The organism is Paenibacillus pabuli NBRC 13638, from assembly GCF_001514495.1.
GTDB lineage: Bacteria > Bacillota > Bacilli > Paenibacillales > Paenibacillaceae > Paenibacillus > Paenibacillus pabuli.
The window spans coordinates 1-12,455 of record NZ_BCNM01000044.1 but is presented as its reverse complement, the minus strand read 5'-3'; the positions used below and the strand labels follow the sequence as shown (position 1 = coordinate 12,455).

12 protein-coding genes and 1 pseudogene are annotated in these 12,455 nt (G+C 46.6%); 4 read left to right on the top strand and 9 right to left on the bottom strand.

The genetic code is table 11. From position 1 onward, the window contains the following. Positions 1-138: 138 nt before the first annotated feature. The 3 genes from PPA03S_RS31680 to PPA03S_RS31670 all read right to left on the bottom strand — a co-directional run bounded on the left by PPA03S_RS31680 (position 139) and on the right by PPA03S_RS31670 (position 3,575). On the bottom strand, positions 139-1,212 hold the full coding sequence (locus PPA03S_RS31680; RefSeq protein ID WP_062330006.1) for a DUF3298 and DUF4163 domain-containing protein: 1,074 nt from the start codon (positions 1,210-1,212) through the stop codon (positions 139-141). A 163-nt stretch (positions 1,213-1,375) separates the two neighbouring features. Continuing rightward, a complete protein-coding gene (locus PPA03S_RS31675; protein WP_062330005.1) occupies positions 1,376-2,626 on the bottom strand; it encodes an MFS transporter in 1,251 nt (416 codons plus the stop codon). A 25-nt stretch (positions 2,627-2,651) separates the two neighbouring features. After that, positions 2,652-3,575: an ADP-ribosylglycohydrolase family protein gene (locus PPA03S_RS31670; RefSeq protein WP_062330004.1), complete on the bottom strand. Its 924-nt coding sequence runs from the start codon at positions 3,573-3,575 to the stop codon at positions 2,652-2,654. Between the two features lie 120 nt (positions 3,576-3,695). Between PPA03S_RS31670 and PPA03S_RS34140 the strand changes: the two are divergent. Next, a pseudogene (locus PPA03S_RS34140) lies at positions 3,696-3,842 on the top strand (mannitol dehydrogenase family protein); the annotation flags it as partial. Between the two features lie 134 nt (positions 3,843-3,976). On the opposite strand, the gene PPA03S_RS31665 reads toward PPA03S_RS34140, so the two are convergent. The 3 genes from PPA03S_RS31665 to PPA03S_RS31655 all read right to left on the bottom strand — a co-directional run bounded on the left by PPA03S_RS31665 (position 3,977) and on the right by PPA03S_RS31655 (position 6,607). Continuing rightward, the gene (locus PPA03S_RS31665) at positions 3,977-4,867 is read right to left on the bottom strand and encodes a DUF8580 domain-containing lipoprotein (RefSeq protein ID WP_062330003.1); all 891 of its coding nucleotides are present in this window, start codon (positions 4,865-4,867) and stop codon (positions 3,977-3,979) included. Between the two features lie 142 nt (positions 4,868-5,009). Then, positions 5,010-5,663 (bottom strand): YkyA family protein, encoded by a 654-nt coding sequence (locus tag PPA03S_RS31660; RefSeq protein WP_062330002.1) that lies wholly within the window; start codon positions 5,661-5,663, stop codon positions 5,010-5,012. Between the two features lie 41 nt (positions 5,664-5,704). Beyond that, entirely contained in the window at positions 5,705-6,607 is a 903-nt protein-coding gene (locus tag PPA03S_RS31655; protein WP_245683783.1) for a polysaccharide deacetylase family protein, read from the bottom strand. 228 nt (positions 6,608-6,835) lie between these two features. Here PPA03S_RS31655 and PPA03S_RS31650 point away from each other — a divergent pair, with 228 nt between their 5' ends. Further along, positions 6,836-7,780 carry a DMT family transporter gene (locus tag PPA03S_RS31650; RefSeq protein WP_062330001.1) on the top strand — a complete coding sequence of 315 codons (945 nt, stop codon included), beginning with the start codon at positions 6,836-6,838 and terminating at the stop codon, positions 7,778-7,780. 95 nt (positions 7,781-7,875) lie between these two features. After that, positions 7,876-8,712 (top strand): sulfurtransferase, encoded by an 837-nt coding sequence (locus PPA03S_RS31645; protein WP_062330000.1) that lies wholly within the window; start codon positions 7,876-7,878, stop codon positions 8,710-8,712. Between the two features lie 114 nt (positions 8,713-8,826). On the opposite strand, the gene PPA03S_RS31640 is transcribed toward PPA03S_RS31645, so the two are convergent. Next, on the bottom strand, positions 8,827-9,771 hold the full coding sequence (locus tag PPA03S_RS31640) for a DUF5050 domain-containing protein (protein WP_062329999.1): 945 nt from the start codon (positions 9,769-9,771) through the stop codon (positions 8,827-8,829). Between the two features lie 235 nt (positions 9,772-10,006). Between PPA03S_RS31640 and PPA03S_RS31635 the strand changes: the two genes are divergently transcribed. After that, positions 10,007-10,348, top strand: coding sequence for a sulfurtransferase (locus PPA03S_RS31635; RefSeq protein ID WP_062329998.1), 342 nt, complete (start codon positions 10,007-10,009; stop codon positions 10,346-10,348). Positions 10,349-10,422: 74 nt separating this feature from the next. Here PPA03S_RS31635 and PPA03S_RS31630 read toward each other — a convergent pair whose 3' ends face one another. Next, positions 10,423-11,466, bottom strand: coding sequence for an NAD(P)/FAD-dependent oxidoreductase (locus tag PPA03S_RS31630; protein WP_062329997.1), 1,044 nt, complete (start codon positions 11,464-11,466; stop codon positions 10,423-10,425). Positions 11,467-11,791: 325 nt separating this feature from the next. Beyond that, a partial coding sequence (locus PPA03S_RS31625; RefSeq protein WP_281189106.1) for an exosporium glycoprotein BclB-related protein occupies positions 11,792-12,455 on the bottom strand: 664 nt, incomplete at its 5' end.

Sequence of the window (12,455 nt, the reverse complement as noted above, 5' to 3'; positions counted from 1 at the left end):
TCATTAGGCAAGATTAATTCCATCTTAACAGATGGCTTTTTTCTCTTGTCTACTAAAAGGGGATAATACCAGATTAGCGACTTTCCTTGGTACAAGTTTCGCCCCGACACTTGAAGTTTACATACTCAGCAACCTTTTCTAGTACTGTGAGATGGTAATACCACGAATGGGTCCCTCCATTGAATCGGAGGCGAAATGGACACGAGTGTCCCCAAAACGATAGGAAAGTAAATATTCTGCTTGAACATTAGAGTTCTCACCCTTTTGACCTTTGCCTAATATCTTCTCAATGTCACGGAAGGTTTTCATAGGGAGGGTCTTCCAACTCAAATCAATATGGCGAAGGTGATCAGTATCCCCCTCCCCAAAATTAAAGGAAGCATGCTCTACGCCTTCAAATATCCAGAAAAGTCCTCCCATTTCCGGTTCATTATAGGGTTCACTTTCTGAGCTGTTCAGTGCTTTCGATACTTCTGCTTTCGTTTGTCCGAAACGAATATTTTCAAAGCCCGGTACTCTCCCACTCTTCAACTCTTGGATAGAGTTTTGGTTTAGATCAAAGTAAGGCCTGCTCGGTTCAGACTGTATTTTGGAGAAAGGAACCTTCACCTCTATAAATCCCGCCGCATAAGGCCCAACTTCATATGGATTAAATACGATAACAATTCCTGTGTTTTGGTAGTAAAAGCTAGATGTATTATACAAGGGAAAGTTATAAAAACTCTCCGGGAAAACACTCTCATTCCTCTTTAAATCTGATTCAATCCCTTCAGCTAGATTAACAGCTTGTTTATTGGTTGGAACAACTTGATCTAAATAGAGTCTCGTTCCTGTTGTTAGATCAAAATTATAAGTCGTTACTTCTTCATACCCGTGTGCGCCGCCTCTGAAATTATAATCTGTATATACAATAGATAGTAGGTTGGTTTGATTGTATTTAGTCTGTGCAGTGGTATTCCAGTAAAAGTAATCTTGCTGTTTTTTTAAATATGTATTCTGTATAGCGGCATTTACGGCATGGATTTTGAGTGTTTTATTTATTTTATCCCTGACCTTTTGTTCGCCGCCAATAATTTGAACATACTTTTGCCCTTTATAAGAGTAAATTTTTGTCGTTACTGCGCTCGACCCGGCTGCATTTGCATCACTTGTCGGGATAATAAAGAGAAACGTCAATACAAAACTTATGAACATAGCAAATGTTTTATTCAAATTGAAATCCATCCTTTCTAATTATTATGATATATCCATAGTACTGTAACTTGTCTGGTTTGTCTTTTTCTAGTTGAAAACTGTAATCCATAAATAGAACAGCCTCCATCCCGACACGTTAATGTGGAATGAAGACTGCATCTATCTAGATTTATTTCTTGATTCAACTCACTGGTGCTGTCTCCACAACGTCCGTGATTTCCGGTAACCTCGTTTTGCGTTCCATTGTCACACAGATGAGTAATCCCAGCAATCCAAGTGCAGCAATGACTGCTGCATACAACGGTACCGAGATGAGTCCCGTATGCGTAATTGCAAACCCGCCGAGATAAGCACCACCTGCATTCCCCAGATTAAAGGCCGAATGACTCGACGTTGTTGCCAGCAGCGGTGCTTCACGGGTCATATTCATAATTCGAATTTGCAGGCCTGGCATAATGCCAAAAGCCGCAACACCCCAGCAGAATATGGTGATTACCGCGAGATATGGATTGTCCAGCGTCAACGTTAAGGCCGCCAACAGAACTGCCAATATACCAAAGTTAACCATCAGGGAAGGCATCAGCTTCCAGTCTGCCAGACGACCGCCAAGCATATTACCCAATGTAACGCCGACACCGAACAGCACCAGAATCCAGGTCACGCTCTGCTCGGCAAAACCGCTAATATCGACAAGCATGGGAGTTATATAGGTAAACACAGCGAACAGACTTCCACAGCCCAGCGCACCAATCAGCAATATTAATAACACCTGGGGGCGAACCAGATTCCGGAATTGCTGCCCCAGGTTTGCTGGTGGTCCCTGTTGGATGAACGGAATGAAACGAATGATACCAATCAATGAGATGATGCCCAGAATCGTAATGGCTCCGAACGATGAGCGCCACCCGAGCTGCTGCCCGATGAATGTACCAAAAGGCACACCGATAATGTTGGCAATCGTTAACCCAGCCAGGACTACGGATACCGCCCCTGCCCTTCTCTCCGGTGCAACTAATCGTGTTGCCATCAGCGAGCCTACACCCAGAAACGTACCGTGAGCAAATGCCGTCAGAATACGTGCCGAGATGAGCAGCCCGTAAGTTGGAGCAATAACAGACAATGCGTTACCGATGATAAAAATACACATCAGCAGCACCAGCAGTTTTTTCTGCGGAATCTTGTGAGTGAATACAGTGAGTACAGGCGCACCCACCGCTACACCAAGCGCGTAGCCCGTAATTAACTGCCCTGCTTGAGGGATGCTCACATTCAAATCCGCCGCCACATTCGGCAGAAGTCCCATTATAATAAACTCCGTCATGCCAATGGCAAAAGCCCCTACCGTCAGGCATAAAAGGGATAAGGGGAACGCCCCTCGTTTAGCAGATTTCGTAACTTGCGATTCCGTTTGAGTTGATTCTGTCTTACGCATATGATGTTCTCTTCTCCTGTCTCTTCTATCTAGCTTCTGCCTTTAACCACAATGCCTCTGTCAATTCGTGCAGCGTATCTCGCATGGCCAGCTTCTCTCTCCAGTGTGACGGAATTCCGCTTAATCCATAATAGGCTCCGGCGATTTGCCCATATACCGCTCCCGTGGTGTCCGCATCATCACCCAGATTCACTGCCAGCAGCACACCCTCTTCAAAGCTCGATGAATGATGGAATGCCCATAACGCTGCTTCAAGCGAACGAACAACATAGCCGCTCCCCTGAATATTAGGCGGTACTTTATCCCGGTATGATCCTTGGACAATTTCTTCAATCGCTGGTGAAAAAGATTTCTCTTCCCTCCACTGGCGGCAGGTTTCAGGCCGTAACATGACATCCTTGTCCGCTCCTTGTAGCCCCGCAATCATTATGGCCGCCAGCACTTCGCATGCTTCCTCACTCTCAGTAGCCGCATGTGTCGTTCTGGAACTCAGCTTCGCATATCGAACCGCCTCGTCTGGCTGATTGGCATATGCCATAGCTACAGGGGCAAGTCGCATAATGGAACCGTTCCCCGCAGTCATCGGGTTGGTTGAACCACTATACGCTTCACCTGTCGCCGCAAAACGCTCAAGGGCACTCCGAGTAGCCCCGCCAATATCAAAGCAGGTTCCCGTACTGCTCATATAACCGACCTGATACCAATTCGTATATCTGCGCATCTGGTCCTCGGGATCAAAGTTCTCTTTTCTCACCAAGCTTTCTGCCAGACACAGGGCCATCGACGTATCATCCGTCCACTGTCCAGGCGCCAGATCGAATACCCCGCCGCCAACCATATCAGTAACAGGCTCAAACGTGCCGGGACTGCTGAATTCCACTGTTGTTCCCAGTGCATCCCCTGCCGCAAGCCCAATCAAACAGCCTTGAAAACGATCCTTGAACAGCATCGTTGATCCTCCCTCCTCTACATGTAACTCTCAAACTAACTTCTTCTTCCATTCTCCCACAGGGGCTAATACGGCGTAAAGAAATTTAATACGCAAGTCGATTGCAAATAAGCTTTAAACGAACGTTTTGCCAACCCGAATCTGACGGATCAGGTAACCCGGGTCGGACGCTCACCCCTTCGCAAGCTATCGCCTTACGACCGGCTTGTCCGCCCAGCGATGCAGGCCAGCGAATTCGGAATTGAAATTCCTCATTTAACGTCCGGCTCTTTTCAAATGATGTGAATTAAAAAGCAGCCTGCTCCTCTCGTTTCCAAGGAACAAACTGCCGCATAAACATCTGAAATCGTATTTATTTTTACATATATCTCACAGCATACATATTAAATATATTCTCGCGCTTACTCATTAATGATGGAGTTAAGCGATGCGTAAGCCATAGGCAGGAAGCCTTCTGAAGGTTCGCCAACCGGTGCATGGATATGGAAGGCGAAGCCATTGCCATCCAGCTCTTTTACAATGAAATACTCGGTTTTCTTATTGTTTTGAGCCATCATGAACAATTCTGCATCCTTCATCGGCCCATTGCTAAGCTCTTTCTTGCTTAACTGTTTCACTTTCCCGGTCTCGGACAGCTCTTTCCTCGCATCCACCTTCAGTTCATTCAGATTATAATCCGAAGGCAGTTTTTCAATCTCGACCTCGTAATCCGGATCAATCTTCATCGTCAATTCATGATCATCCGCGTCGTAAACCATCGGTTCAAACACATATAGCGAGTATCCTTTGCCTTGAACCAGTGTAACCGGGCGCTTTTCGGTCATTCCTTCTACCGTTACTTCCAGTTCGGATGTTTTTGGACGATCAGATGTAACATTACCACCTGCATTCGAACTGCTGCTGTCCTCTTCGGACTCAACCTTGATGATTTCTGTAAGCACCAGCTGTTTGGTCGTCGTATCGCCTTCAATGGCTTTCTCTACATATTTGAATTGAACCGAATCCTCATCGTCAATGTCATCCAAAGACTTCTGCACTTCTTCCCCCACCTGGAAAGACATCGGTTCCTCTTTCACACGAATTTCAACCGTGTGTGGGTCTGCCCATCCGGTCAAAATGCCTTCAGCTTCAATCACAGCACTTTCCTCAGGCTGCTGCCCCGGTGCTGGTGTCTGTTCTTCTGTATTATTCGCGGGTGGCTGTGCAGAAGGGCTGCTGTTGCCGCAGGCCACAAGCGAGAATCCCATAAGCAAAACAAGGAATGACGCACTAATATTCATTGTATTTCGCATATGAACACCTCCGTTAGCTTATACGCCATGATGCTTGTCCATGTTGCCTGACTTGTTAACTTGACAGCTTAGTATTACTTACACGGCTGACCCGTCGCTCAATCATGCAAAATGTTCAATAGCCCTTTGACACCATGATTAATCAGCCGGCTTGCTCCATTTGCACAAGCTTTGCGTTGGCTACGTTGAAAGCTTTCGTCTGCTTGTTGAACTGCTGCCTTAGCTCTGCAACCTTGGCATATTGGCTGTTCCGTTCCCGAATCGCACGCTTGATCTTGACCAGGTTCGGCTCCACGCTGCCCCTCATTAGTGAATATAACTGCTCGTCCGCGTCAAGACTCTGCCTGTAGGATGCAGCAAATGCTGCAAGCGACGCAGCTCTTTGCTCATATTGGTCCAATACGGTGTGAGCCTGAGCCAGATTCTCTTCCTTCTCAAAGGATAATTGATCCAGTGAAGTTCGCAGCACTTCCATCTGTTCATTCGTCCTTTTCATCACGGCTTCAGCTTGTTCCAGCAGTGTTCTTCGCTCGGCAATATGTCCGTCTGCCTGATCCAGCAAGGCCTCCAGATTACTGTTTCTGTTCTTTCCTTTATTCAAAATGGATGTATACAATTCCATGTCTTCCCGTTCATGGCGGGCAAGCTCCTTCAGACTTTGATTCATCTCCTGATCGGTAACAATCAGTTGATTAACTTGATTTGCCGCCGGTTCCTGCGGCTGACCGCAAGCACTAACAAGCAGAGCCAGCAATATGCTGACTCCGGCCAGAACTATCTTATTTTTTCTAAGCACCTCGGGGTGCCCCCTCTCTTGCAACTGCTATGTTGTTGTTATTACAAGCGGGTATCTCCGCTAAAATTGGCGATCCAATGCGCATTCGGATCGTAGACTTCGAACTCATAGCCCCGATCTTCAAGTAATTCCAATATGCGCGGCAGCGCCTGTACCGTTTGCTCGCGCTCATGCATCAGAATCACTTCCTTATCCCGATGCACACTGCTGCTGACCCGTTCCACAATTTTGTCCGGCTTGCCGGGAAGATTCCAGTCCAGGGAGTCGGTGGTCCAATCCCACATTTTGAATCCAGCCGCAGCAATGTCACCCCTGAAGGATTCTCCGATCTGGGGACTACTGCCGTACGGAGCACGAATCAGATGCGGCGTAAAACCGATCAGGTCATGGACCATCTTCTGCTCCTTCTTGAATTCCTTCACAAAATTAGAGGAGTTTCCACTCTTGTACAATTTGTTATAGTTATGTGTCATGCTGTGAAGCCCTGGATAGCTGCCCTCTTTGACCAGCCGCTCCACCGCTTCCTTATGTTGATTCAACTGGCGTCCAATCATGAAAAAGGTTGCCTTTGCCTCATGCTGTTTCAAAATATCCAGCAGTTGATCGGTATATTCACTCGGGCCATCATCAAACGTTATGTATGCCAGCTTGCGTACCTGACCCAGGAACCGCGCAGGCTCTTCTTTGGCTTCAGGCGTCATTTCAATCATCCCAAGCTTGGTTGGCTGTTCAATTACAGCTACTGGCGGGGGTGCTACATAATCCTTGATCCAGTGCGTCATGCCAATGAATGCATATGTTAAACCGACAATGAGCAGTGCCAGAAGCGCCAGCGCAGCACTCAGTCTCCCATACCGGATTTTTCTTCGTCCATGCGTCTTGGTTCGGCTTGTTCTTTGCGGAATGCCGCCACTCTCTCCCGCTCTCTGTTGTTGAACTCTCACTTCCAGGCCACTTCCTTACTTTCATTTTTTCCCGATTATTGGTACATTATATCGTTTCATGTCTCTATATAGAAGATTAATAGAAAAATGGTCTTGGAGAATGACAGAATAGTTACAAGCCCGGTTACAATCTACTTATCTATTTTCTTGCAACACTTTTCCTGCGGATGCATTCTCCTGTATAATAAATTGATTTACGCCATTTGACTTCAAGAAGGAGCTACACCCATGACTAGCTTGAACCGTGCCGGCAGATCGATCTTTCTGCTATTCTTTGTCGGCATTATTGCCATTTCCTTTTCTTCTATCTTTGTACGTTGGTCCACATCAGATGTTGCGGTCATTGCGATGTACCGACTGTTCCTCACGAATCTGCTGATGCTTCCTTTTGTGTGGAAATACCGGCATGAAATGATGCGTTTGAACTTCAGGCATTGGGCTCTTCTGCTCGCATCCGGTGTGATGCTGGCACTGCACTTCCTGCTCTGGATGGGATCGCTTCGGCTCACGAGTGTAGCCAGTTCAACGGTCATTCTTGCTTTGGAGCCTATACTGATTCTCGCCGGTTCCGTCTGGCTGTTCAAAGCCAAAATCAATCGCATGATGATCATCGGCATGGGCGTTGCCCTGCTTGGATCGATTGCTATTGGAGCTGGAGATTTCCAGTTGGCAGGCACAGCGCTGCAAGGGGATATTCTTTCTTTGCTCGGAACGATCGCTGTGGCGGTACACATGCTGCTTGGACAGTTTTTGCGTGCCGGACTGAGTGCGTTCTCCTATAACTTCTGGGTATTTTTCGTAGCTGCCTGTACGCTGGCGGTATATAATTTGGTTAATGGTCACCCGTTTGGCGGTTATGCGGCTTCCGAGTGGGGAATTTTCCTGTTGCTCGCGATCGTGCCAACGATCTTTGGGCATTATCTCTTCAACTGGCTGCTTCAATATATGAATGCCACGACGGTATCCATGGGTGTTCTGGGGGAACCTGTATTTTCCTCTCTGCTGGCCTGGATGCTCCTCGGTGAATCACTCAGTCCATTGCAGATGTTTGCCGGCGTGGTCATTATTTTCGGGGTATGGATCTTCATTCGGTATGGCAAAACCAAACCTCAGTCCATTCCCTCAGATGCTCCTGTAGCTGGAAAAGGACCCGTCGAACCTACGATTGTGTAACACGTTGATATTAGGATATTTGCAAAAAAGCAGGAACCTGCATCATGCAGATTCCGGTTGTATCCATCCCATTACATATAAGGCGGTGTGTTTTCATGAAAAATATTGTATCCATGCGCTGGCTGCTCGCCAGAATGTATGAACCGGATGTCGTCATCGCGGATTGCTGTTTCCTGCTCGGTCAACCGGATGCCGGAAGACAAGCTTACGAGGCTGGACATATTCCAGGTGCCGTTTATCTCGATCTGGAAAAAGATCTGTCCGCTCCGGTATCTGTGCACGGAGGACGTCACCCGCTTCCAGATCCGGCCGAACTGGCCAATCGCCTATCCAAAGCTGGCATCGGCTCGAATGCACGCATTATTGCCTACGATGACCAAGGCGGCATGAACGCATCGCGGCTGTGGTGGCTGCTTCGCTACATCGGTCATGAACAGGTGTATGTTATGGATGAAGGCTTCTCGGCCTGGCAGAACGCCAAGTTTCCAGTTACGACGGATGTGCCTGTGCAGATTCCAGCTTCGTTTGAAGTGAATGTACAGCCAGGACTGCTGGCAAGTGTCGAGGATGTACAGCAGGCTTCGGCAAGCGGCAGCGCTGTGCTGATCGACTCCCGCGATGCCCGCCGCTATGCCGGGCTGGAGGAGCCGATCGATGCAAAGGCCGGACATATTCCGGGTGCGGTGAACTATTTTTGGAAAGATGTATTGGATTCGGAAGGACGTTGGGCGGGTGCTGAGGCGCTAGAAGAACGTTTCAGTAAACTGGACAAGGATGGCGCGATTATTGTGTACTGCGGATCAGGCGTCTCCGCCTGCCCGAACGTAATTGCACTTGAAGAAGCGGGATATACAAATGTGAGATTGTATTCCGGAAGTTGGAGTGATTGGATTAGCTATGAGGAGAATCCGGTCGCTACCGGGGAAGTGTAGAGAATAAGTAAAGGTGAGTACACAAAAAGCCCACGGTCACCGTGGGCTTTTACTAATCTCAAAATCTTTGTTGCGATGGTCCATCTATTTTTGCTATGAATCAGTGCTAATTATTTATTTTTTCACTTTCCCATCATATCCAACCTTATATACAGTTCCTTTCTTAAAAGACAGGAATGCAAGATCATCCCCAACTTTCCCCAAAAATCGATCATTAGCATCTAAAGAAAGCAACTTATTCTTTTTACCTGTATATCGATTATAAACATACATATCACTCTTATTATAGCCATTTTTGTCTACCATATTACTTCTATAAAATAACTTATTATTTACATATGCTATAGGATCAATATAAGGATATGAAGCAAATGTTTTTTTTCTGCTTCCATTCTGATCTGCAAAGACACCTAGGTAACTATAGCCTCCATCCACCATCTCCGAAAAAAACAAAACGTCGCCAAAAAACTCGTATGTCGATACACCCTTTGAGGACAATGCCTTAGCACCTGTACCATCTGTCTTCATACGATAAAATTTGTCATTATCACGGTTTGTATAGTATATATACCCGTTGTTTATCTCAAAACTATAAAAAGGAGATTTAGATAATATCGTCTGTTCGCTTGTGCCATCTATTCTCATTGAACCGAAAGACAACACATCGGGCATATCCTCGCGCTTTTCCTTTTTGACAAAATAAATCATGTTTCCTAGAACATCAAAACTTGCAAAATCTGCATCTTTGTTTACATAAGTAAACGCTGAACCATCTTTCTTAATTTTAGCGATCTGATAAGTCCACTCATCTCTCTCGTCTACAACCAGAAAATATATCCACTCTCCAACCAATTTTAAATTTGAAACTTCCTTAGGAAAAATAGATTTTGTTGTGCTTTTATTGCCTGTGAATGTCGTAACATTAATACCAACTAATTTTCCATCGTCATTATAACCGTACCATACTAAAGAATTTCTAGAAGCTTCAGCCCCATATGCAGGTACAACTCCAAACAACATAATCACACTTAACAACGCCAACATCCATTTTCTTCTCATCTTAAGCTCCCTAAAATATGTATTCTTCTACAGTTGTTATTGTAAATTGTATTTACATATAACACAATCATTTCCCTCTCAATTCCAAGTTTACTTTTCATTATTTAGTATAAAAAATTGTTGCCTCCCGGTGGATGTGCCGGTCCAGTTTTCTATCTTCGTTCTTAGTGAACCCGCAACCACAGATGCGGGCAAGTGTTGAGGATGTACAGCAGGCTTCGGCAAAAGCAACGCTATGCTGATCGACTCCCGCGATGCCCGTCGTTATGCCGGGCTGGAGGAACCGATCGAGGCCAAGGCCGGACATATTCCGGGTGCGTTGAACTATTTTTGGAAAGACGTATTGGATGCAGATGGACGCTGGGCAGGTGCTGGGGCGTTAGAAGAACGTTTCAGTAAGCCGGACAAGGATGGCGCGATTATTGTGTACTGTGGCTCAGGTGTATCAACTTCCCCGAACGTAATTGCGCTGGAAGAATACTCGAATGTGAAGTTGTATTCCGGGAAGCTGGAGCGATTGGATCCTTTTACTGTGATAATTCTATTACAACTGGGGAAGAACAGAAGAATTAAGTAGATATGCAGTATATAATATATATGGAGTACATCGGTCATGTGGCGATGTACTCTCTTTTTCATTTTCGAGTAGTCCTAGAATCTGGAGAGTCGACAAGGGGCCAATTCACTTCTTCTTGATGCCCGATCAATGATTTCACTTGCTGCCAGACGCGCAATCAGCGGCGCCAGTGTAATTGCAGAATGCATCACTGTTAGATAAAGTCCCTTTACGTGATCCTGGAAGCCCACAATCGGATAGCCGTCTTCAGGCATGGGTCTTAACCCAACCTTTATGCTTTCCAGTTCCAATTGATTTCCGCCCTTCAGACTGCGACGCAACGTGTCATACGCCCGCTTACCAACCGCCTCTGGTCCGTTTTCATCCGACTCATCGATATAATCTTCCGCAGCTAACAGCGTATGATCCGTCAGTTGACGCGCTTCAAATTGCTCATTTGAGATTAATGTACGTATCAGTTTATTCGTAGTTTTCATCCGAATCAGAATGGAAGGCGACGACGTTACCGGCACAGGACAACCTAACGGGTTGCAAAGTTCGGGGACGCCTGTACCTGCGGCCAACACTACAACATCCGACTCCAGAAAACCGTTGGACGTATGCACGCCGACCAGGCGGGAATCTTCTTGCTGCAGCTGTGTAACGTTGGTATCGAACTGAACCTTTGCTCCGTACTCCCGTGCTTTGTTCAACAACAGCTCCGTAACCTCTACAGGGTCTAGCGCACCTTCTTCGCTAACATACGTCGCTTCATTCGGATATTCTTTCAGATTCGGCTCCAATGCCTCAAGCTGCTCCCGGTTTAATTTTTGAAAGTGGGGTTGCTCCCTTAGGGGCGGAGTGTCCCAAGTCAGCGATCCATGCCAATGAATGTCCAGTTCAGGCAGCTCTTGCTGAAGCGCATGATATTCTTCCAAAGCTGCATCGTACAAATGCCAGTATTCGGGAGCGATATTATGAGTCGTATGTATCCAGGCAAAAGATTTTTCCGTGACTTCACGCGCCGCGGCGGAGTGTCGATCAATAACGGTTACGTCTTGATTTCGTTTGGCCAGATGATAGGCCATGGACGCCCCGACAATCCCTGCGCCAATAATCACAATTTTTTGTTTAATCAATAATGACTCCTCCTTTTTTACCCTATTGTAACATAGGCTTCATGATAACCCGGAAATCAAAAAAATCGAAGGATAACAATATTGGAAGGTTGTTCTGTTGTTTGGACCGTTCGACTTCTCAAGCTGATTCCAACGGAATAACTGTACATTGAATGAATTATGCACATCCCTAATCCCCCCCCCCAAAAAAGCAACTTTATAGCGAGTTGTTCTTTTTGAAATCTTCGTTATTCTGGATCATCTACTGGTGCACCCATACATAGACAGGGACCTCTCGCTATGATCGGCGAAGGATCCCTGTTTCTGGATTTGATATAAAGCGAAATTAAGTGATAGTAAGACTACCGCTTGCATATCCGGCAAAGGTTGAAGCCACATCAATTCCAGCTGTTACTGATGCTGAGAAGACCATAAGCAAGCGGTCACCTGCGGCTACGGGAATACTCAGTCCTGTAGTCACTCCGCTGGATATTGTACCCACTGACAAAATGCCGGTCAGCGGAGGAGCCAAGGTAACCACTGCACCCGGCACAGCCGTAAAGGAGTTATCAGGTGTAGTGGAATGATATAGTTGTGCGGTTATGGTTACTGTAGTTCCAACCAAGCTAAGTCCAGCTGTCGTACTGAAATAAGCGGCGAGTGAAGTAATCGTTCCTGCACGCGATGCCGAGAAAGCGAAGTTGAGCAAGGTGCCTGCAGCGCCTGTAAGATCAATAATCCCTCCGTTAACGCTTATTCCTGTAGCACTGCTGCCAAATCCAACCAAACTGGAGGTGTTCAAAAGTCCGCCTAATACCGTAGTCAACGCAACAGGAAGTCCTGATGCATAAGGGATGATTGCTCCAGCACCTGCCGCTCCCGTTGCTCCCGTCACTCCGGTTGTACCCGCTGTGCCTGTGGCTCCCGTTACTCCGGCTGTACCCGGTGTACCTGTTGCCCCCGTCACTCCGGTTGTTCCTGCTGGTCCTGTGGCTCCCGTTACTCCGGTT

Coding starts and splice junctions, on each gene's coding strand:
- PPA03S_RS31640 (WP_062329999.1), bottom strand. CDS start 9,771: ATGAGAAGAAAATGGATGTTGGCGTTGTTAAGTGTGATTATGTTGTTT.
- PPA03S_RS31635 (WP_062329998.1), top strand. CDS start 10,007: ATGCTGATCGACTCCCGCGATGCCCGTCGTTATGCCGGGCTGGAGGAA.
- PPA03S_RS31665 (WP_062330003.1), bottom strand. CDS start 4,867: ATGCGAAATACAATGAATATTAGTGCGTCATTCCTTGTTTTGCTTATG.
- PPA03S_RS31650 (WP_062330001.1), top strand. CDS start 6,836: ATGACTAGCTTGAACCGTGCCGGCAGATCGATCTTTCTGCTATTCTTT.
- PPA03S_RS31670 (WP_062330004.1), bottom strand. CDS start 3,575: ATGCTGTTCAAGGATCGTTTTCAAGGCTGTTTGATTGGGCTTGCGGCA.
- PPA03S_RS31675 (WP_062330005.1), bottom strand. CDS start 2,626: ATGCGTAAGACAGAATCAACTCAAACGGAATCGCAAGTTACGAAATCT.
- PPA03S_RS31645 (WP_062330000.1), top strand. CDS start 7,876: ATGAAAAATATTGTATCCATGCGCTGGCTGCTCGCCAGAATGTATGAA.